The sequence below is a fragment of the Kitasatospora humi genome (genome assembly GCF_020907985.1).
Classification (GTDB): domain Bacteria; phylum Actinomycetota; class Actinomycetes; order Streptomycetales; family Streptomycetaceae; genus Kitasatospora; species Kitasatospora humi.
In genome coordinates this window covers 90,476-110,643 of sequence record NZ_JAJJPA010000008.1, presented here as the reverse complement: position 1 = coordinate 110,643, position 20,168 = coordinate 90,476, and the positions used below count along the sequence as shown (strand labels likewise).

Genomic DNA, 20,168 nt, shown 5'->3' with positions numbered 1-20,168 from the left:
GAGTTGGTAGTAGGTGCGGCGGCGTCCGGGGCGCCGGCCCGCCCAGTCGGCGTCCCACTGATCTTGCGCATGCGCAGCTTGGGCGCAGAATCAGTGGGAAAGCGCAAAGTGAAATGGGAAGCTACACGGCCGCCCCGCCTGGTTCAGGGTCGGGCGAAGAAGCTGGGCCCGCCCATCACCCAGACGCTGGTCTGCTCGATCCTGCCGCCCGGGTGGGGCGCCATGATGACCTGATCGTCACCCAGGTAGATCGCCACGTGGTAGATGTCGGCGGCCTTGCCGGTGTGCGACCAGAAGACCAGGTCACCGGGGCGCAGCTGGTGGTAGGTGACGGGAGTGGACTCGGCGTACTGGTCGGCCGCGAAGTGGGTGAGCCGGCGGCCGCCCTGCTGCCAGGCGATCTTGGTCAGGCCCGAGCAGTCGTAGCCGCCCGGCCCCTCGCCGCCCCAGAGGTACGGCAGCCCCAGCCGGGCCTTCGCGAAGGCGACGGCCGCCTGACCGCCCGACTCGGACGAGGACGAGGACGAGGACGAGGGTGGCGGCGGTGCGGGCCGCTGCGACCGACCCGGCGCGCCCCCGGACTGCTGCGCGGCCTTCCCGGCGGCGGCCTTGTCCGCAGCCGCCCTATCCGCAGCCGTCCTATCCGCAGCCGCCCTGTCCGCGGCCGCCCTGTCCGTAGCAGCCTTCTCCGCCGCGGCCTTCTGGGCTGCCGCCTTCTCGGCGGCGAGTGCCGCCGCCTTGGCCACCTCCTCGGCCTGCTGCGCGGCGATCGCCTCCAGAGCGGCCTGTCGCCGCCGCTCCAGCTCCACGGTGGTGTTGCGGGCGGCGGCAAGCTCCCCGAGCAGGCGTTCGCTGCGGTCGGCGAGCTCGGCGACGGTCTGCTGGTGGGCCGTCAGCTGTGCCTGGGCCTCGGCCTTGGCCCGGGCGACCGCGTCGGCCGCCCGCTCGGCCGCGGCCGCGTCGGCCTGGGCGGCCCGCTGAGCGTCGGCGGCGGCCCGGGCGGTGCTGGTGGCGTCCTCCAGGATCTGCCGGGTGGTGCGGGCGGCGGCGCCCACGGCGACCGCTTGGTCGGCGGCGGCGCGGGGCCCCCGGGCGCCGAACAGGTCGTTGAAGGCGGAGAGCTCGGGGGTGGCGCCGGTGCGGTAGGTGGCGGCGGCCAGCGCGGCGGCCTGCTCGGCGGCGGCGGCGCGGGCCGACTCGGCGGCGGCCGCGTGGACGGCGGCATCGGCCGCTGCCGCGCGGGCCCGGGCGAGCCTGGCCTGGGCGCCGTTGTAGGCCTCGACGGCCTGGTCGGCGCGCTGTCCGGCCTGCTCGAGCTCGGTGCGGGCGGCCGCCAGCTGGGCCTCGATCGCGCTTGCGGCGGCGGCCCGCCGGGCGGCGTCGGCCCGGGCCCGGTCGATGTCGCCGGTGCTGGGGTAGGCCTGGCCGTTGGGCTGCGGCGGGTCGTCGGTCGGCGCGTGCGCGGGCGCGAGGGCCGGCGCGAGGGCGGGCGCCAGGCGCGGTGCGGCGACCGGCCCCACCAGCACCGGGTGGGCAGCGGCCGGCGGAGCGAGTACCGTGCCGCTGACCAGTAGGACCAGGGCGAGCAGCGGGACCCAGCCGCAGCGCCGAGCGCGGATCCGGGGGAGCATCCGGCTGCGGTTCCGAGTGCGGACCATCCGTTCGGTGATCAATGAGCCATCCCATCGCGTAACCAACAGGTCACTCGACGTAATATTCTCAAATCCGACGATGCTCGGCATCACGGCCCCGGCAGCCATTCGGGTGAGATCGCAGAGACCCGCGCGCCCGCGCGCAGGATCAGAGCACGCGCCGGCGCGCGCGGCGCGCCCGGTAGGAGCGGACCCGTCCGGCCTGGACGGTGCGGCGCCGCTGGTCGGCGGCGCGCTCGGCGGGCGCCGCTGCCGGGCGCCCGGTGCGGTGCGGGTCGAGGTGCGCGGTCGCCCGGGCCGCCACCCGTTCGGCCATCCGGTGCGTCACCGCGTGGTGCGCGGGCACCTTGTCGGGGGCGCCGGCGATCAGGTCGAAGAGCCACATCCGGGCCCGGTCCACCCGGGCGTGCAGCCGCTGCTCCCGCCGCACCGCGCGGGCCCGGCGGCGCGACCGGTCACCGTACCGCCAGCGCGCCCAGGGGCTGGACGGCCGGGCCAGCCGAACCGCTCCGATCCACGACAGGCCGGGCACCATGATGCCGAGCAGCCCGGTCCACACCTTGCCCTTGAGCAGCGCGACGATCGACATCAGCGCGTTGAAGGAGATGAGCCCCACCACGCCCCAGCTGCCCGACCCATCGGCACCGCTCTCCCCGGGCACCACCCCGAGCGGCGCGAAGCCGATCAGCAGCAGGCCGGTGATCAGGATGCCCAGGATCACCGCGTCCACCGACTTGCGGCCCTGCTCGCTCCAGTAGACGTCCTCCAGGTGGAGGATCAGTGCGAACTCGTCCAGCACCAGGCCGCAGCCGATCCCGAAGACCAGCCCGAACCAGTCGATCCACGGATGGCCGCCGTCGGTGGCGAACACCCCGATGCCGGCGACCAGCAGCGCGCCCACCCCGAAGACCACGTGGTGGATGTGCAGCCCGCCCGGCGTGATGTTCCCGGGCCACCAGCGCACCTTGGCCCTGATCATCCGCACGCTCACCCTGATGAGGACGAACGAGCTGATGAACCCGGCCAGCAGCAGGAAGAGCGGCTGCTTGTGCGCGGCCACGATGTGCGTGCGGTATGCCTCCACCAGGCCGGCCAACTGCATCGGTGCTACGTCCTCGGGCTCGTGGTCATCGGCGTGCTGCCCCCCTCGACTCCAACGGGCGATCAGAAGCCGCGGGTGCGCTTCGCGGCCCGGCGCGGCCCGGTCAGGTACGGCACCAGGCGGCCCGCGGCCTCGATCCCGCCGCTCGGCCCCGGCACCTTCATGAAGAGCCGGGCCACCTCGCCACCGAGGTTCACCCCGATCGCCAGCGCCATGGCCAGCGCGGCGGCCTTGCTTATCGACACCAGGCCGGGGGACGACTGCCCCTGGGCGAAGGCGAGCATCCCAAGGTACAGCGCGGATCCGGGCATCAGCGGGCCGAGCGCGGCGGTGACGTAGGGCAGCGCCGAGGCGTACCGGTACCGGGCCATCAGCTGTCCGAACAGGCCGACCACGCCGGCCGCGATCCCGGTCGCCACGATCGGCGAGACCCCGCCGTCGTAGACCAGCACACCGTAGACCGCCCAGCCGATGCCGCCGTTGACCGTGACCAGCGGCAGCGTGCGGCGGCTCGCCTGGAGCAGCATCGCGAAGAACAGCGTCAGCAGCATCGCGGCGACCAGCTGCACCGGCGGGTCGTAGGTGCCGACCAGCGACTCGCTGGGCTTGAGCTGGGCGTCGAAGCTGACTCCCGCGTAGAGGATCAGCATCACGCCGATCACGATGCCCGCCACCAGGTAGACCACTTCCAGCAAGCGGGCGGCGGCGGTGATGTAGAAGCCGGTCAGGCCGTCCTGCACGGCGGCGACCAGCGCCCGCCCGGGCAGCAGCGCGAACAGGCCACCGGTGACCACCACCGAGCCGCGCAGGCCGGAGCTGTTCAGCGACAGGATGATGCCGGAGGTGGCGGCCGGCATCGCGGCCAGCACGAACTGGTAGAACTCCGGCAGCCCGCGGCCGGCCACCAGCGAGGCCAGCCGGTCGCCGACGACGGCGGCGACCACGGCGTTCACGAAGACCAGCCACGCGGCGGCGTCCACCCGGCCGCCGACCAGGAAGGTCGCGGCGCCCGCCAGCAGACCGGCGGTGAGCGACAGCACCCAGCCCGGGTACGGGTGCCGGTTGCGGCGGATCGCCGCGAGCCGGCGGTACGCGTCGTTGACGCTGACCTTGCCGCCGGTGATGTCGGCGACCAGCCGGTACACCGCCGCCAGCCGGGTGTAGTCGGAGGTGCGGCGACGCACCACCCGGGCCGAGGTGACCGGTGCCTCCACCAGCGAGGGCTGGTAGGAGATCGAGATCAGGGTGAAGGTGACCTGCGGCTCGCAGCGGTCCAGCCCGTAGGCGTGGGTGACGCCGAGCATCGCGGCCTCCACGTCCTCGGCCGCCTCGCCGCTGGCCAGCAGCAGCTCGCCGATGCGCAGCGTCAGGTCGAAGATCCGGGGCACGTTGCGGGCGGCGGCCTCCGGCTTGGCCAGGTGCGGCGCCCGTTCGGAGGCCGGGCGCTCGTGCATCGGGGTGCGCAGCAGGGTGCGCATCCGGTCCGGCCAGGGCTCGGCGCCGCGCGGACCCTGCCGCAGGATCGGGATCGCGCCGCTGGGCGGGTTGTAGCCGACGGCGCGCCAGACCTCCGGCGAGAGGGTGTCCTCGGAGCCGCCGCCGAACGCCTCGAAGGCGGCGAACTCGTCGGTGTCGACGAGCTCGGGCCGCCGCTCGACGGCGTCCTCGGCGGTCCGCTCGGCGGCGTCCTCCGGCCTCTCCCGGGCGGTCTCCTCGGGGGCCTCCCCGCCGGTCTCCCCGCCGGTCTCCTCGCCGGGCTCCTCGGTGACGGCCGGCAGCGGCTGCTCCCCGGTGCGCTGACCCGGCGTCAGCAGTCCCTCGGTCTCCTGCGGCAGCGGGGCCAGCGGGATCAGCTGCACCTGGTCGGCCGGCGGTGCGGGGTTGGTGAGCAGGTTCTCGGTGGGCGGCGCCTGGGACGGCGGGACCGGCTCACCCCCCTTGCCGGCGCTGCCGCCCTGCTGCTCGCTCCCGCCCCGACGGCCCCGCTTAGGCACTGCTACTGCTCCTGACTGCTGGTGATCTCCGCTCCACCTTGCCCGACGCCAAGTCATGACGCACAGGGACAAGTCGGCCGCTCCCGGCTACCGCGCGTACCGGACCGGCCATCCCGACGATACGACCACCGGGTGCCCGAACGCGATGCCCGGGACCGGTCGGTGGGGAGAATCACCGCAGCTCAGACGCCCCTGGCGAGTCAGAGCCCGTAGCGCAGCACCGCCTCCTCGTGCCGGGCGGTGTCGACACCGGCCGCCTTGGCCAGGTCGAGCCAGCTGAGCCGGTGCCGCCACCCCGCGGTCAGCTGCTCCAGCAGCGCGTCGGCCTCGGCCGCCGAGGCGGTGGGCGGCACCCCGACCGCCGCGTAGACCCCCGGCAGCGTGACCTCCCCACTGGCCGGGTCGGTGATCAGGTACTGGTCGCCGCTGTACGCCCAGATTGCGAAGCCGCGCTCCCGGAGCCCGCGGCGCAGCGCCTCCCAGCCCGCCTCGCCCGGCCAGGCGCCGTCCACGAACCAGGTGGTGTAGCCGGCCGGGTCGAGCAGGGTCAGGACTTCGAAGGTCGGCCGCCAGCGCTCCTTCTCCTGCTCCGGGGCGTCCTCGGCCGGGGCAGGCTCCAGCAGCTCGGGGCGGAACACCACCACGTCGCCGTGGTTGAGCGCGATGTCCTCGCCGAGCACCGGCAGGATCCGCGCGGTGGCCGGGCCGGTGCGCACGGCCGGCAGGTCGGCCTGCGCGCCGTTGCCGCGGCGGGCTCGGACGATGACGTACTGCCACTCCTCGTCCACCGGCCCGTCCGGCTGGTCGAACTCGATGCCGAGCCGGGCCCCCGTCGAGCGGACCACCGCCCAGTCGCGGTTGGCGGTCGCCGCGGTGATCAGCTCCCACAGGTCGGACGGCTGCACGGTGCGGTACCCCAGCTCGGGCGCGGTGCCCTCGGCGGGCAGCGCGTGCTCCAGCAGCTCCAGGTAGAACTGCTGGGCGGCGGCGTGGTCGCCCAGCTCGGTGGCGGCGGCAGCGGCCATCCGGCGCGGGTTGATCCGGTCCGGTTGCGCGCGCAGCAGCGCCCGGCACTGCTCCAGCACCTCCGGCCAGCGGCCCTCGGCCATCGCCCAGCGGGCCCGCAGCCAGTGCCCCTGGGGGGAGCCGGCGGCGGCCACCCGGTCGGCCAGCCGGCGCACCCCGTCGCCGTCCCTGGCCTCGATCAGCACCGAGCCGAGCATGCCCACCAAGTCCTGGTGGTTCGGGTCCTGGTCCAGCCGGGCCCAGAGCAGTCCGGCCGAGGCCTGCTCATGGCCGAGCGAGGCGAGCAGGCCGGCCAGGCTCAGCAGCAGGTCGGTGGCGGCGGTCGGCGCCATCGATTCGTCGGCCGCCGCCCAGGCCGCGGCCAGCAGTTCGAGGTCGGCCTCCGGGTCGGCCGGCGCCGCCTCTCCCCCGGCCTTCGGCTGGGTTGGGGTCCCTCCCGGCCTCCCCCGGCCTCCGGCCGGGGGGACTCCCATGGCTGGGGGCGTGCCCTCGTTGCGCCCGGCGAGGTGGGCCAGCAGCTCGGCGGCCGGCACCGGCAGCTCGGCCGTCGGCAGGGCCAGCGCCGCCGCCCGCAGCTCGGCCAGCCGGTCGGCCACCCGGTCGGTGCGGCGCAGCAGCGCCAGCTTGCGCTCCCCGGTGGCGACCAGCGCCAGCGCCACCTCGCGGGCACCGCGCCGCACCGCGAGCCGGCCCGCCGTCAGGGCCAGGTCGAGGCAGGGGCGGTGCGAGCCGGCGGAGTCCAGGAAGGAGACCCAGCGGGCCAGCCGGGCGCCGAGCAGGGCGTCATTGGGGTACCGGTCGGCGGCGGTCAGCAGCTCGACGGCCTCGGCCCAGCGGTGCCTGATGTCGGGGAACCCGTCCGCCTCGGCGGCGTCGGGAAGATCGGCCAGGGCCTCGTCGAACCTGCCGAGCCGGGCCAGCAGCCGGGCCCGGATCACGCCGCCCTTGCGCCGGTCGTCGTCGTCCAGGCTGTGCCCGGCCTTGGTGTACGCCTGCTCGGCGGCGGCCAGCGAGTCCAGCGCCTCCTGGTACCGGCCGAGCTGGTGGAGGGCGGAGGCGCGCGCGTGGCCGAAGGAGAGCGAGACCGACTGGCCGGCCGCCTGGATCCGGGCCTGGGCGCGGTCCAGGTGGGCCAGGGCGGCGTCGGCCCGGCCGTCGTCCTCCAGGGTGTCCGCGTACTCCCGGGAGAGGCAGTCGAAGCAGGCCCGGGCCGGTTCCACCCGCTCCAGCGTCTCCTCCAGCACCGCCAGTCGCTCCGGCACGTAGCCGGGGCCGTCGATGTTGGCGTGGCAGATGGTGAAGTCCTGCACCGCGCAGACCGACTGCGGGCAGCCGGCCGTCTCGTCGCGGTGGGCGAACTCCAGCAGCGAGACCGCCTCGGCCATCGCCTGCTCGCCCTGGTGGCGCTTGTTCAGCAGGTTCTGCAGGCGCCAGTGCCGCAGGAAGACCTCGACCCAGGGCAGGCCCAGCGCGCGGGCCGAGGCCAGCGCCTCCGGGTACATCGCGTCGAGCTGGTCGTTGCGGCCGTCCACGGCGTGGCCGGCGATCTCCACCAGCGCCGTGGCCAGCCGGTGCCGGCCGCCCTCGACCAGGCGGGTGTGGGTCTCGTGGACCCAGTCCCAGATGTCGGTCATCGGTCGTCCTCCCCGCCGTCGGCCTGCGGGAACAGTGTGTCGACGTCCACTGACAATCCGTCCGCCGGGGCGGTCAGTGCGGCCACGGCGGTGCCGATGCCGGCCAGCGCGGCGGTCAGGTCGCCGCCGGCCCGGCCGTCCGAGCCGGCCGCCGCCATGATCACCTTGACCGAGCGGAGCAGTCCGGCGGCGGTGGCGGCGCCGGTGTGGCCGGCCCGGTAGGCGCGCAGCAGGTCGCGGACGGCGGGCGCGTCGGTGTTCAGGTAGAGCCGGGCGCGCACGCTGCCGTCGGTGCGGGAGGTGAACGCCCGGGCCAGGCGCAGCGCGGCGGACGGGATCCGGGCGTCGGCCTGGTCGTCCTCGATCCGGGCCTTCAGCTCGGCCTCCCGGTCCGGGACCAGCACCAGCGGCAGGCCCGGCGGGTCGAACCTGGCCGGCACCAGCTGCTCGCCGTCGTCGGCGAGCGCGGCGGCCAGCCAGCCGGCCTCCTCGGGCGGCAGCGGGGTCTCGGGGTCGCGGAACAGCTCGCGGTTGCCGCTCTCGCTGCCGAGCTCGACGATCCGGCAGCCGCGCAGCTGCGCGTACCGGCGCAGGAACGGCAGCACGGCGTACCGGTCGCCGCGCGCGATCGGCACCCGCATGGCGCGGTAGAGCATCTCCTCGAAGCCGCCGCCGGAGCCCAGCGCCACGTGCAGCGCGCCGCCGCCGGCCGCGCGCAGCGCACCCGCCGTCAGGTCGCCCTGCGAACTGGGCACCGGCACGTCGTCGGCGAGCAGGGTGAAGAGCCGGTCGTCGCAGAGCGCGGCGCCGAGCAGCTCCTGGCCGTGCCGGGCCAGGATGCGGCGCCAGGCGGCCGGGTGCAGTCGCGCGGTCTCGTAGAGGCCGTTGACGATGGCGTCGGCGAGGGCCTGCTGGAGCGCCCGGTAGTGCTCGTCGCGCTGCAGGTCCTCGCGGCTGGCGGTGGGGGTGAGCCGGTTGGACTCGACCACGCCGCCGATGAACCCGGCCCAGCTGGGCAGCAGGTCGCGGGCGTCCTCGGCGAGCAGCATGCCGCGCAGGTAGACGGCCAGGTCGCGGTTGTCGCTGCTGCCGTAGGTGCCGCCGTCCTGCACCCAGAGCAGGCCGACGGCGTCGGTCTGCTCGGTGGGCTCGACCGGAAAGGCCGTCAGCGGTTCGAAGCGGCGGCCGAAGGCGGTGGCGAAGGCCATCCGGGCGGCGTGCTGCCCGCCTGCGGGCGGTTCCTCGCGCCAGGGCACCGGGACGGCGTTGACCGGGTGCTCGTCGTCGCCGACGTGCACCGGGATGCCGAGCAGCACGCAGTAGCGGGCCAGGACGTCGCGCAGCACCTGCTCGTCGGCGAGGTGGGCGTGCTCGGGCTTCAGGGCCAGCTCGACCACAGTGCCGGGCTGCGGGCGCGGCGGCACCGGGTCGACGCTGTACTGCTCGCCGCCGCGGCTGCGGTAGCGGTGGCCGAGCTGCGGGGCGCGGTGCGAGGTGCTGGTGACGGTGACCTCGTCGGCCACCGAGAAGGCGGAGAGGAAGCCCAGGCCGAACGCGCCGATCAGCTCCTCGTTGCCGGTGAGGTCGCGCAGCAGCCGGGTGTAGCCGGTGCCGACGGTCGCCAGGTAGGCGTGGATCTCCGGTTCGGTGAGGCCTGCGCCGGTGTCCTCGATGGCGACGGTGCGCCGGAGCGGGTCGCCGCTGACCCGGATCAGGGCCGGGTGGGCGCCGGCCGGGTCCTCCAGGCGGCGCCGGGTGTGCGAGTCGTGGGCGTTCTGGACGAGTTCGCGCAGGGCGACCAGCGGCGTGGAGTAGAGGTGGGTGGCGAGGACGCTCACCAGTCCGCCGAGGTCGACCTCGGTGGTGCGCAGGTTCTCGTGACCTTCAGACATGAGGCCCCAGTCTGCCAGTCTGACAATCGCCGGACCACCGGGTTTGCCCGTGCCGGGCGGAAACCTGACGCGGCGGGAGTGCCGGCCGTACGCCCCCTTCGGGGCCCACCCCGTCAGGCCGCTCCCGGCAGCCCCAGCACGATGCCGGCCAACTGCGCCAGCCCCGCTGCCGGTTGGCCGGTCCGCCGCCAAGCCGGGTGCCGCACCCCGTCGTTGACCAGGGCGAACATGGCGTGCACCCGGATCCGGGCCTCCGCCTTGTCGTACTCCGGGCGCACCTGCCGCAGCAGGTCGACCCAGAGCCGCAGGAAGTCCCGGCGGAAGTCCACCGCCCGGGTGCGGTCCGGCTCGGCCAGCCGTTCGGTCTCGCTGACCATCGCGCCGAGGTAGTGGTGGTGCCGGCGGGCGAAGTCCACGTAGTCGGCCAGGCCCTTCGCCAGCGTGCCGGCCGGGTCGCCCGGTGCGGCCAGGGTGCCCGCCACCTCGTGCCAGAGCCGCTCCCGGCAGCGGACCAGGGCGGCGGCCAGCAGGTCGACCTTGGTCGGGAAGTGCTTGTAGAGGCTGGGCCCGGCGATGCCGACCGCCGCACCGATACGGTCGGTGCTGACGTTGTCGAAGCCGCGCTCGTCGAAGAGCCGCACGGCGGCGGCCAGCAGCTCCTCCCGCCGCCCGACCGGCTCATCCTCCTCGAACCGGCGGTCCCGACGACGTTCTGACGTGACGTCAATTCCTGCTCCCAGCACGCCGCGCAGCAGGCCGGAGAGGAGCTGCTCGAACCGGCGGCGCGGCGGCGCGAAGGTGTGGTACGACAGGCTGCCGCCCACCGAGAGCGCCGACCACAGCAACAACTCGGCCTCGCCCATGGTGAGTTCCTGGCGGGCAGCGCGCAGCTGACCCGCCCCGGCGCGCACCGTGGCACACAACTGGCGCCGCAGCTCGGAGCGTTGGGCGGCCGGCAGCAGTCTGGCGTCCCGCTGGCAGAGCGTGCCCAGGGCCCGCTGGTCCAGCGCCACGGCGGTCAGCGCCGCGGCGAGCGCCGCCGGTCCCCGCTCCGCTGCGCCGCCGGCCGCGGTGACCGCCCGGTCCAGCTCGTCCAGGCCGCCGCGCACCGCTTGGCGCAGCAGCTCCGGCTTGCCCCGGTAGTGCCGGTAGAGCGCGGGGGCGGTGATCCCGACGGCGGCCGCCACCTCGGCCATCGCCACCTGGTGGTAGCCGCGCCGGTGGAACTGCTCGGCGGCCACCAGCAGGATCTGGGTGCGGCGCCCGCGCGGTCGGCGCACCACCGCCGCCTCCCGGTCCATCCGCGCTCGCCTCCTCCCGCCTGCGGGCCTGCGGCTAGCAATGATTCACAAAAAGTCGACGCAGGTCCACTGTCACGGGCATCGGGGGCGCGGATTCCGACCCCCCCGAGGCACGCGCCCACCCTGGACAGCAAAGCTACCGAGGATTAACTTAGGCCGCGTTCAACCCGGCACCCGGGAGCGCGGCCGCAGCCCGACCGGCCCCGCCGGGCAGGCCCCTGTGCGAAGGGAGCGCCGTCGTGCGCCGCACTGTGTACAACGAGGACCACGAGGCGTTCCGGGCGACGATCCGGGACTTCATCACCAAGGAGGTCGTCCCGGTCTACGAGACCTGGGAGAAGGACGGCCACCCGCCGCGCAGCTTCTACAACAAGCTCGGCGAGCTGGGCGTGTTCGGCATCGAGGTGCCGGAGGAGTACGGCGGCGCGGGTGAGACGGGCTTCAAGTACCAGGCCGTGCTCATGGAGGAGACCGCCCGGGCCGGAGTCACCTTCGGCTCGTCGGGCGTGCACACCGGCCTGGTGCTGCCGTACCTGCTGGAGTACGCCAACGAGGAGCAGAAGCAGCGCTGGCTGCCCGGCTTCGTCTCCGGCGACATCATGACCGCGATCGCGATGACCGAGCCCGGCACCGGCTCCGACCTCGCCGGCATCGCCACCACCGCCAAGCTCTCCGAGGACGGCACCCACTACGTCCTCAACGGCGCCAAGACCTTCATCACCGGCGGCGTGCTGGCCGACCTGGTGCTGGTGGTCGCCCGGACCAGCCCGTACGACCCGGCCAACCGCCGCGCCGGCCTCTCCATCCTGTGCGTGGACACCAAGTCCGAGGGCTACACGGTCGGCCGCAAGCTGGAGAAGATCGGCCTGCGCAGCTCGGACACCGCCGAACTGTCCTTCGTGGACGTCAAGGTGCCGGTCGCCGACCTGCTCGGCGAGGAGGGCAAGGCGTTCAGCTACCTCACCCACAACCTGGTGCAGGAGCGCCTGGCGATCGCGGTCAGCGGCTACGCGGTGGCCGCCGCGGCGGTCAACTTCGCACTGCAGTACGTCAAGGACCGCAAGGTCTTCGGCCAGGCGGTGGCCGAGTTCCAGAACACCAAGTTCGTGCTGGCCGAGTGCAAGACCCAGGTCACCGCGATGCAGGCGGTTGTGGACCAGGCCCTGGAGCTGTACCAGCAGGGCGAGTTGACGGTGGCCGACGCCGCCGAGGCGAAGCTGTTCACCACCGAGGCCGCCTCCGCGGTGGTCGACAAGTGCCTCCAGCTGCACGGCGGTTACGGCTACATCCTGGAGTACCCGATCGCCCGTCTCTACGCCGACAACCGGGTGTTCCGGATCTACGGCGGCACCAGCGAGGTCATGAAGACCATCATCGCCAAGTCGCTGGGCCTGTAGCACCAGCGGTCGCGGGCCGCGCCGGCCCGCGACCCAGCCCCGCATCGGTGGCGGGCGGTCCGGGGCGGCGCCGCGCCGGTGTGGTGCCGCGCCCCGGGGTGGTGCCGCGCCGGCGGCCGCTCGCCCGGCCCGGGGCTTAGTTGGACGCCGCCGCGTTGCGCCAGGCCTCCAGCCCGGCCTGGGACGCGGCCTTGGCCTGCGTCAGCGCCCGGGAGGCCCGCTCGGCCGGCGCGGTCTCCAGCTGCCGGAGCCAGTCCCGTCCCGCCGCGGCCAGCGCCGAGCAGACCAGCATCGTGCCCACCGCGGCGGTGGCCGCGCCCACGGTGGCGAGCAGCGTCCCGACCCGGATCAGCTGCCGGTTGGGCTGGAATCCCATGGAGATCTTCTGGGTGTTCATCATGTGACCAACCATCGGTCCGGCGCCGCACCCCCGCACCCCGGACGGTCCGACAGGGGTACGCCCACCGGGGCCGTGGTGTGGACCGCGCCAGGAGTGCCGCCGCGGCGGACGCCTTCACCGCCTCTTTGACCGCCGTTTCCCGGGCGGTGTATACGTTCCCCGTCCGGGTTGGGCATACTTGGCAGGGTCGGGCGGCCCCGCCCGGCTCTGCAACGGCGAGTAAACCGAAGGGACCGGTGGTCAGGGATGTTCCGCAACGGTCTGGAGCCCTGGCACCTCCTGGTGGTGCTGGTCGTCCTCATTCTGCTGTTCGGCTCGAAGAAGCTGCCGGAGATGGCGCGCGGGCTGGGCAAGTCGATGCGCATCCTGAAGGCCGAGACCAAGGCGATGCGCGAGGACGGCTCGGACTCCGACGGCACCGCCACGGCGACCGAGCGCCCGGCCGTGGAGCGGGTCAACGTCACCAAGGCCGAGGACGCCGTGACCAAGGACAACGTCGCCTGAGACGCCGAGGTCCGGCACCCGTCCGGTCCCTCATGAGCCCCTGACCCGTCGCTGCCCGACGGCCCATCAGGGGCTTCGTGGTGCCCGAGGTCGCACCTGACCTTTTGCACCAGCACAAGTGGCCGTCCGTTTTGTCCGGGTATCTCCTGGTCTGGTGGCCAATCACCCCGGCAACCAGCCACCCCCCGAGGGGCCCGAGCCTGCCGAGCCCGGGCCTTCAGGCCCCGAGCCTGCCGGACCCCCGCGCGACGCCGGCGCCGACGGTCGTGCCGACGACAGGCGTGGCAACGCCGACGACGGGCGCGGCGGCGCCGACGACGGCGATGGCGAGGCCGCCGAGCTCGCCGAGCTGCGCGGTCGGCTCGCCGTCCTGGAGCAGCGCAAGCGCGGCGCCCGGTTCCGCCTGCTGAGCCTGCTCTCCGCCGTCCTGGTCGTCCTGGCCGCTCTGCTGGCCCCTGTCTCGGTGGTCGCCACCTGGGCCCACTCGCAGATCACCGACACCGACCGCTATGTGGCCACGGTGGGCCCGCTGGCCCTCGACCCGGCCGTGCGCGGCGCCGTCACCGACCAGGTGACCGCCCAGATCGTCGCCGCCCTGCCGATCGACAGTCTGCTCTCCCTGGTGCCCGGCGCCGACCAGCCGCTCATCAGGCAGCTGCTGGGCGCGGCCGGCGGAGCGCTGAACAACGCGGTCACCTCGGTGGTGCGCGACCAGGTGGCCGCGGTGGTGGACAGCGACGCCTTCGCCGGTCTGTGGGTCGAGATCAACCGGACGGCCCATGACTCCCTGAACCGCGCGCTGACCGGCCAGGGCGGCGGCGCGGTGCAGATCAAGGGCAACACCGTGACCCTCGACCTGGCGCCCGTGATCGACCAGGTGAAGAACCGGCTGGCGGCGCGGGGCCTGGGCGTCGCCAGTCAGATCCCCGTCATCCACACGGACTACGTGCTGGTCGAGTCGGACGCCATCCCCAAGGTCCGGTCCTTGCTGCGGCTGCTCCAGGTGGTCGGGAACTGGGTGCCGGTGGCCGCCGTGCTGCTGGCCGTCGGCGGTGTGCTGGCGGCCGCCCGGCGCCGGCGGGCCGCCGTGACGGTGGCCCTGGCCATGGCGGGCGCGACGGCGGCGCTGGGCATCGGGCTGACCGTGTTCCGGTCGATCTACCTGGATCAGCTGCCCGCCGACGTGAACCAGGCAGCGGCCGGTGCCGTCTACGACGCACTGGCGCACTACCTGTACACCAGCGTGCGCGTGGTGGTGGTGCTCGGCGTGCTGGTCGCGCTGGGCGCCTGGGTGAGCGGTTCCGGGCGCTGGGCGCGCGCGGTGCGCATCCTCTGGCGGGCCGGGATCGACGCGGTGCGGCGGGCCGCCGAGCGGCTCGGCATGCGACTGGGACCGGTCGGGCGGTTCGTCCACCGGGCCAAGCTGTGGCTGAACTGGGCGGCCGTGCTGGCGGCGTTCGGCCTGCTGGTGACCTGGCACTATCCGACCGACCTGGTGGTGGTCTGGCTCACGGTCGCCCTGCTCGCCGTGCTGGCCGTGGTGGAGTTCCTGGACGAACCGGGCGGGTTCCGTGAAACGGCTGAGCAACAAGAGGTCGATGAGGCTGGCGGCACCGCCTGATTGTCGGTAGAACCACCCGGGGAGGCCGGGCGTCCTGCGACGCCGCAGGGCCGAGGACCAGACTGCCGGGGGGCATCACTCATGAGCACCGAGATCTCGTTCAGCAACAACTACCGCGACCTGTGCGAGCAGCACGGCACCGGTGCGGGCTTCCAGTTCGAGTTCAGCTGCCAGCGCTGCTGGGACACCTGGCGCTCGCCGTTCGAGGCGTTCACCGCCGGACGGGCGGCGGGCTGGGTCGGCAAGGGCGTCAGCGCCGCCTGGAACCTGCTGGGCGGCAACGGGAGCACCATCAGCAACGCCGCCGACGGCCTGGCCGGCGCCGGTTGGGGCAGCTCCCGGGACGCCGCCTTCCAGCGCGCCGTCGCCGCCGCCCAACAGCACTTCCACCGCTGCGCCCGGTGCACCCACCACGTCTGCGACAAGTGCTGGAACGCCGCCCAGGGCCTCTGCCTGGCCTGCGCTCCGGACACCGCCGCCGAGGCCGAGGCGGCCCGCCACCGAGGCCTCAACGACCAGGTGACCGAGCGCGCCTACGCGGCCGGGCAGCAGCAGGGCGCGGGATGGGACGTGACCGCACCCAGGCAGCTGGTCTGCCCGCAGTGCGGCACCGAGACGCACGGCGGGGCGTTCTGCACAGGCTGTGGACACAGGCTCGCCAACCCGGCCCCCTGCGGCTCCTGCGGCGGCGAGCTGCCGACCGGCGCGGCGTTCTGTCCGGGCTGCGGGGCGCGGCAGTGACGGCAGCCCGCCCCGGTGGGCGGTGAGCGTCAGCCCGCCCCGGGGAGCGGCGAGCGCCAGCCCGCCCCGGGGAGCGGCGAGCGCCAGCCCGCCCCGGGGAGCGGCGAGCGCCAGCCCGCCCCGGGGAGCGGCGAGCGTCAGCCCGCCCCGATGGGCGGCGAGCGTCAGCCCGCCCCGATGGGCGGTGAGCGTCAGCCCGCCGCGGTGATCGTCACGTAGAGGTAGTCGTCCAGCACCTTGGCCAGCGGCACCGAGCCGCGCCCCAGCGCGTCCGGCAGCCGCTGCTCGGACAGCCCGGACTCGGCCAGCACCGCACCGGCCCAGGCCCGGCCGCAGCGCAGGTGGCGGGCGAACGCAGCGCCGTCCCGGGCGCCGTGCAGCCGCTTGGCGATCGCCGCGTCCCACGGCATCACGGCGGCCGGGCGCAGGGCGTACAGCGCCTTGGCGGCGGCGGTCGGCCCCAGGGTGCGGGTCGGGCCGGCCGGCAGGGCCTGCAACTCGGCGTAGGCGTCGGCCAACCGGTCGATCTGCCGGTCCGTCAGGTTCACCAGGCCGACCGCCGGCAGTGCGGCCGCGTGCCGCTGCCACCACGCGGCCAGCCCGTCCGCCATCAGGTCCGGCTCCCCCGGGCGCGGGTAGCGGATGCGGCAGCCCCAGGAGTTGAGCCAGCGGTGCAGTGCCGCCCGGTGGGCCGGGTCGGACAGGTCGGCGGCCGGCGCGGTCTCGGCGGCCCAGCGCTCCCAGCCCGCGTCCACCGTGCCGTAGCCGGCGAAGACCTCGGCGGCCGACCGCAGTTCCGCCAGGGTGGGGCCGACCGGCAGGACGACCGAGGCCGCCAGCTTCTTCGGCACCACCATCCGCCAGGCCTCCTCGACGATCTCGGTGAGCTCGGTCACGTCCACCGCCGCCAGGCGCAGCCGCAGCCAGTTGTAGCGCTCGTCCGCCGGCTCGGGGGGCAGGAACCGGTCCGGCTCGGCGGCCAGCAGCGCGGCCCGTTCCTCGCGCGGGAAGGCGAAGCCGAGCAGCGTCTCGTCCTGGGAGAGCGCCAGGTAGACGATCCGGCCGACCCGGAACTTCACCCGGTCGCGGATCAGGTGCTCCTCGGTCCGCGGCAGCCGCAGTGCCGCCGCCCTGACCTGTTCGACCGTGGCCATCCCGTCCCCCCGTTCGTCCTGCCGATCAGGGAATGGTGCCACAAGCCGGCACGCCAGGGCGTCAGTTGTCCCCGCCGTCAGCGGCATTGGCGGCGGCGTCGGCACCGCCGCTGAGGGCGCCGATGATCGAGGTGAGCTGACGCTGCCAGCCGGCGGCGGTCTGGGCGTCGACGGTGTGCTTCTTGCTCAGGTCGTGGACCTGGCGCTGCGCCGCCCGCAGGGCCGTCACCGCCTCGGGCTGACGCTGGGCGTTCAGTGCGGCGGTCGCCGTGTCCAGCGTCTTGACCAGCGCGGTCTGGCGGTCCTTCGGCTGCATCGGGGTGGCCGCGACGTCGGTGCGCAGTCCGGCGATGGCGGCGATCTGGGCGCCCGGGCCGCCGGGGGTCGGGCGGTCCGCGGCCGGCGACGGCGGGGCGGCCGCGGTCGTCGGGGCGATGGCGGTCGTCGGCGCGGTGGCCGGCTGGGTGGCCGCCGCGTTCGGTGACTGCGCGTGCGCGGCGGTCTGCGGGTGGCTCGGCGAGGAGGAGTTCACCAGGGCCAGCACGCCGAGCACCGCCAGCACCGACACGCCCGCACCGCCGAGCAGCAGCGCCATGGTGCGCCGGGACTTGGGCGCCGGTTCGTGCTCGGGGGCCTGCCCCGGCAGCGCGTCCATCAGCGAAGTGGCCGCCGTGCCGCCGCCGAACCCGCCGGTGCCGCCGCCGTAGCCCCCGGTGCCGCCGCCCTGGCCGCCGGCTCCACCGCCGTAGCCGCCGGTGGCGCTGCCGTAGCTCCCGGTGCCACCGCCGAAGCCCGCCGCGCCGCTCCCGGAGCCCATCGGCAGCACCGTCGTGTGGTCGCCGTCCGAGGCGGCCGTCGCCAGCAGCTCGGCGGTGCGGTCCACCGCGCCGGCCACCGGCACCGCGGCCAGCAGCTCGGCCCGGGCGGCGGCCGCCGTGGCCGGCCGCTCCCCGGGCCGCTTGGCGAGCAGCCGGGTCACCACGATGTCCAGCGCCGCCGGCACCTCGGGACGGTGCAGGCTGGGCGGCGCGGCCTCCTCGGTGACCTGCTTGAAGGCGATCGCCACCGGCGTGTCCGCGGTGAACGGCGGCTCACCGGTGAGCATCTCGGTGAGCACGCAGCCCAGCGCGTAGAGGTCGGCCCGGCCGTCCACCTCGCCGGCGGTGGCCTGCTCGGGCGAGAGGTAGGCGGCGGTGCCGAGCACGGTCGCGGTCTGGGTGAGCTGCTGGCCGGAGTCGGAGGCCCGGGCGATGCCGAAGTCCACCACCTTGACCCCGCCGTCGTTGGTGATCATCACATTGCCGGGCTTGATGTCCCGGTGCACCAGGCCTGCGGTGTGCGCCACCTCCAGCGCCTCGCAGACCGCCGCCGCGATGCCGACCGCCCGCTCCACCGGCAGCGGCCCGGCCTCGGCCAGCACCGAGCCCAGCGAGCGGCCCCTGATCAGCTCCATCACGATGTACGGGGAGCCGTCGTCCACGCCGGAGTCGAAGACCATGGCGATCCGCGGGTTCACCAGCATCGCGGCATGCTGCGCCTCCCGCTGGAACCGCTCGGCGAACCGCGGGTCCTCGGCCAGCCCGCCGTTGAGTATCTTGACGGCGACCGGGCGACCCAGCACCCGGTCCACCCCGTGGTACACCGTGGCCATGCCGCCGACCCCGAGGGTGCCGACCAGTTCATAGCGGCCGTTCAGCGCTCGTCCGATCACCTGGTCCAGCTCCTCATAGTCCGTACCGCCGGTCGTCGGACCGACCTGGGCTCCTGCGAAGAGTAGCGGCGGATTCCGGCCGGGGCGCAGTCCACCCTGTGGAACACGGCCGGGACGGCGGCCGACCCCTTGCTAGCGTGCCCGAACCAGCCCGCTCGCGACAGTCGTACTGGAGGCGCGCCGATGCCCACCGTCGAATCCCTTCCGGCGGAACCCGACCTGCAACCCGTTCTGCAGGCCGAGGCCGTGGACGTCGTCCGGGACGGCCGCCACCTGCTGCGGAACATCTCACTGACCATCAGGCCAGGCGAGCACTGGGCGGTCCTCGGGGCCAACGGCGCGGGCAAGAGCACCCTGTTGGCCCTGCTCGGCGCCGTGTCGCACCCCACCCGGGGCGTGGTCCGGGTGCTGGGCAAGCAGCTCGGCCGGGTCGACATCCGCGAACTGCGCGCCCATCTCGGTCACGTGAATCCGCGTCACCCCCTGCGCTCGCCGCTGACCGTGCGCGAGGTGGTGCTCACCGGGCTGACCAACAGCATCGAGCCCGACCCCTTCCACCGCCCCTCCCCGGAACAGCGGGAGCAAGCCGACGCCCTCATCCACACCCTGGGGATGACCCGCCGGGCCGACGCGCCCTGGACGACCCTCTCCCAGGGCGAACGCGGCCGCACCCTGATCGCGCGCGCCCTGATGCCGCAGCCGCGCCTGCTGCTCCTCGACGAGCCGGCCACCGGCCTCGACCTCACCGCTCGTGAGCAACTCCTCACCAGCCTGGACGAGTTGCGCCGCCGCCACCCCGCGCTCTGCAGCGTCCTGGTCACCCACCACCTGGAGGAGCTGCCGACCAGCACCTCCCACGCCCTGCTGCTGCGCGACGGCGAGTGCGTGGCCGGCGGTCCCGCGCAGGACGTGGTGACCACCGATCTGATCAGCGCCTGCTTCGACCACCCGGTCCGCATCACCCGCGAAGACGGCCGCTGGGCGGCGCGGGCGGCATCGCCCGAAGACGGCCACTGGGCGGCGCGGGCGGCATCGCCCGAAGACGGCCGCTGGGCGGCGCCGGCCGCATCGCCCGAGACCACCCGCGCTTGACCTTGCCCCAACGGGAACCCCCAGCGTGGAGCGCAGTTGTCCGCTGCATCCACCAAGGGAGTCCTGCAATGCAACTGCCCTGCCTGATCGTTGACATCGGCGGCGTCCTGGAGATCACCCCGCACACCGGCTGGCCGGAGCGGTGGGAGCGGCGGCTGGGGCTGCCGGAGGGGGCGGTGGAGGAGCGGATGGCCGATGTCTGGGCCGCCGGGATGGTCGGCGGGATCGACGAGCCCGGGGTGTCGGCCCAGCTCACCAAGCGGCTCGGACTCGACGGTGAGCAGCTCAGCGCGCTGCTGGACGACCTGTGGGCCGACTACCTGGGCAGCCCCAACCAGCAGATGATCGACTACCTGGCCGGTCTGCGGTCCCGCTGCCGCATCGCGATCCTGAGCAACAGCTTCGTCGGCGCCCGGGAGCGCGAGGAGGCCGCATACGGCTTCGCGGGCCTGACCGACCACCTCGTCTACTCGCACGAGATCGGCGTGCAGAAGCCCGACCCGCGCGCCTTCGCCGCGGCCGTCACCGCGCTGGCGGCGGCCCCGGCCGACTGCCTCTTCATCGACGACCACGCGCCCAACGTCGAGGGCGCCCGAGCGGTCGGCCTGCACGCGCACCTCTTCACCGGCAACGCCGACGCGATCGCCCGGATCGAGCGCCACCTGGCCGAACACTGACCTAACGCGGTCGAACGCCGACCGAACGCCGACCGAACGCCGACCGAACGCCGACCATGGCGGCGGCCCGTGCCTCGAAGGCCACCGAGTACCCCGGAACCCCCAGGTGTCCCGGGGCTGCCAGGTGTCCCGGGGCCGCCGAGTCAACGGGCCGCCGAGTCACGGGCCGCCGCCGGCTCATGAGCCAGACGACTGAACCTGGACCGGGCCGCCGCGCGGCACCGGGGCCGCTGGGCAGCCTCCTTGCAGGCTCGGAAGCTACCGCCGATC

The 20,168-nt window shown here is 74.5% G+C and carries 15 protein-coding genes; 6 read left to right on the top strand and 9 right to left on the bottom strand.

Annotated elements, in window-relative coordinates:
* Positions 1–143 precede the first annotated feature (143 nt).
* From LN042_RS37225 to LN042_RS10925, 6 genes are all read right to left on the bottom strand, one after another.
* On the bottom strand, positions 144–1,658 hold the full coding sequence (locus LN042_RS37225) for a C40 family peptidase (RefSeq protein ID WP_283843673.1): 1,515 nt from the start codon (positions 1,656–1,658) through the stop codon (positions 144–146).
* 142 nt (positions 1,659–1,800) lie between these two features.
* Positions 1,801–2,754 (bottom strand): hypothetical protein, encoded by a 954-nt coding sequence (locus tag LN042_RS10945; RefSeq protein WP_230050933.1) that lies wholly within the window; start codon positions 2,752–2,754, stop codon positions 1,801–1,803.
* A gap of 62 nt (positions 2,755–2,816) precedes the next feature.
* A complete protein-coding gene (locus LN042_RS10940; protein WP_230050931.1) occupies positions 2,817–4,748 on the bottom strand; it encodes a threonine/serine exporter family protein in 1,932 nt (643 codons plus the stop codon).
* Between the two features lie 200 nt (positions 4,749–4,948).
* Entirely contained in the window at positions 4,949–7,408 is a 2,460-nt protein-coding gene (locus LN042_RS10935; protein WP_230050929.1) for a hypothetical protein, read from the bottom strand.
* Positions 7,405–9,300, bottom strand: coding sequence for an ATP-binding protein (locus LN042_RS10930; RefSeq protein ID WP_230050928.1), 1,896 nt, complete (start codon positions 9,298–9,300; stop codon positions 7,405–7,407). The genes LN042_RS10935 and LN042_RS10930 overlap by 4 nt, the downstream gene beginning before the upstream one ends.
* Before the next feature lie 113 nt (positions 9,301–9,413).
* Entirely contained in the window at positions 9,414–10,601 is a 1,188-nt protein-coding gene (locus tag LN042_RS10925) for a TetR/AcrR family transcriptional regulator (RefSeq protein ID WP_230050926.1), read from the bottom strand.
* Positions 10,602–10,840: 239 nt separating this feature from the next.
* Between LN042_RS10925 and LN042_RS10920 the strand changes: the two genes are divergently transcribed.
* On the top strand, positions 10,841–11,998 hold the full coding sequence (locus tag LN042_RS10920; RefSeq protein ID WP_230050924.1) for an acyl-CoA dehydrogenase family protein: 1,158 nt from the start codon (positions 10,841–10,843) through the stop codon (positions 11,996–11,998).
* Between the two features lie 136 nt (positions 11,999–12,134).
* On the opposite strand, the gene LN042_RS10915 is transcribed toward LN042_RS10920, so the two are convergent.
* A complete protein-coding gene (locus tag LN042_RS10915; RefSeq protein ID WP_230050923.1) occupies positions 12,135–12,398 on the bottom strand; it encodes a hypothetical protein in 264 nt (87 codons plus the stop codon).
* A gap of 246 nt (positions 12,399–12,644) precedes the next feature.
* On the opposite strand from LN042_RS10915, the gene tatA reads away from it, so the two are divergent.
* From tatA to LN042_RS10900, 3 genes are all read left to right on the top strand, one after another.
* A complete protein-coding gene (gene tatA, locus LN042_RS10910) occupies positions 12,645–12,902 on the top strand; it encodes a Sec-independent protein translocase subunit TatA (RefSeq protein WP_230050921.1) in 258 nt (85 codons plus the stop codon).
* Between the two features lie 154 nt (positions 12,903–13,056).
* Complete coding sequence (locus LN042_RS10905) at positions 13,057–14,523, top strand: hypothetical protein (RefSeq protein ID WP_230050919.1); 1,467 nt, start codon at positions 13,057–13,059, stop codon at positions 14,521–14,523.
* Positions 14,524–14,604: 81 nt separating this feature from the next.
* Complete coding sequence (locus tag LN042_RS10900; RefSeq protein WP_230050917.1) at positions 14,605–15,264, top strand: double zinc ribbon domain-containing protein; 660 nt, start codon at positions 14,605–14,607, stop codon at positions 15,262–15,264.
* Positions 15,265–15,455: 191 nt separating this feature from the next.
* Here the strand turns inward: LN042_RS10900 and LN042_RS10895 are convergent, their stop codons facing one another.
* Both LN042_RS10895 and LN042_RS10890 read right to left on the bottom strand, forming a co-directional pair.
* Positions 15,456–16,418: an MmcQ/YjbR family DNA-binding protein gene (locus LN042_RS10895; RefSeq protein WP_230050915.1), complete on the bottom strand. Its 963-nt coding sequence runs from the start codon at positions 16,416–16,418 to the stop codon at positions 15,456–15,458.
* 61 nt (positions 16,419–16,479) lie between these two features.
* A complete protein-coding gene (locus LN042_RS10890; RefSeq protein WP_230050913.1) occupies positions 16,480–18,129 on the bottom strand; it encodes a protein kinase domain-containing protein in 1,650 nt (549 codons plus the stop codon).
* 183 nt (positions 18,130–18,312) lie between these two features.
* Between LN042_RS10890 and LN042_RS10885 the strand changes: the two genes are divergently transcribed.
* Positions 18,313–19,221, top strand: coding sequence for an ABC transporter ATP-binding protein (locus LN042_RS10885; protein WP_230050911.1), 909 nt, complete (start codon positions 18,313–18,315; stop codon positions 19,219–19,221).
* Positions 19,222–19,289: 68 nt separating this feature from the next.
* Positions 19,290–19,898 (top strand): HAD-IA family hydrolase, encoded by a 609-nt coding sequence (locus tag LN042_RS10880; protein WP_230050910.1) that lies wholly within the window; start codon positions 19,290–19,292, stop codon positions 19,896–19,898.
* Positions 19,899–20,168 lie beyond the last annotated feature (270 nt).

Bases quoted from the DNA above. Each gene is read 5' to 3' on its own strand.
- LN042_RS37225 (WP_283843673.1), bottom strand. From the start codon at position 1,658: ATGGTCCGCACTCGGAACCGCAGCCGGATGCTCCCCCGGATCCGCGCT.
- LN042_RS10945 (WP_230050933.1), bottom strand. From the start codon at position 2,754: ATGCAGTTGGCCGGCCTGGTGGAGGCATACCGCACGCACATCGTGGCC.
- LN042_RS10935 (WP_230050929.1), bottom strand. From the start codon at position 7,408: ATGACCGACATCTGGGACTGGGTCCACGAGACCCACACCCGCCTGGTC.
- LN042_RS10930 (WP_230050928.1), bottom strand. From the start codon at position 9,300: ATGTCTGAAGGTCACGAGAACCTGCGCACCACCGAGGTCGACCTCGGC.
- LN042_RS10925 (WP_230050926.1), bottom strand. From the start codon at position 10,601: ATGGACCGGGAGGCGGCGGTGGTGCGCCGACCGCGCGGGCGCCGCACC.
- LN042_RS10915 (WP_230050923.1), bottom strand. From the start codon at position 12,398: ATGATGAACACCCAGAAGATCTCCATGGGATTCCAGCCCAACCGGCAG.
- tatA (WP_230050921.1), top strand. From the start codon at position 12,645: ATGTTCCGCAACGGTCTGGAGCCCTGGCACCTCCTGGTGGTGCTGGTC.
- LN042_RS10900 (WP_230050917.1), top strand. From the start codon at position 14,605: ATGAGCACCGAGATCTCGTTCAGCAACAACTACCGCGACCTGTGCGAG.
- LN042_RS10895 (WP_230050915.1), bottom strand. From the start codon at position 16,418: ATGGCCACGGTCGAACAGGTCAGGGCGGCGGCACTGCGGCTGCCGCGG.
- LN042_RS10885 (WP_230050911.1), top strand. From the start codon at position 18,313: ATGCCCACCGTCGAATCCCTTCCGGCGGAACCCGACCTGCAACCCGTT.
- LN042_RS10880 (WP_230050910.1), top strand. From the start codon at position 19,290: ATGCAACTGCCCTGCCTGATCGTTGACATCGGCGGCGTCCTGGAGATC.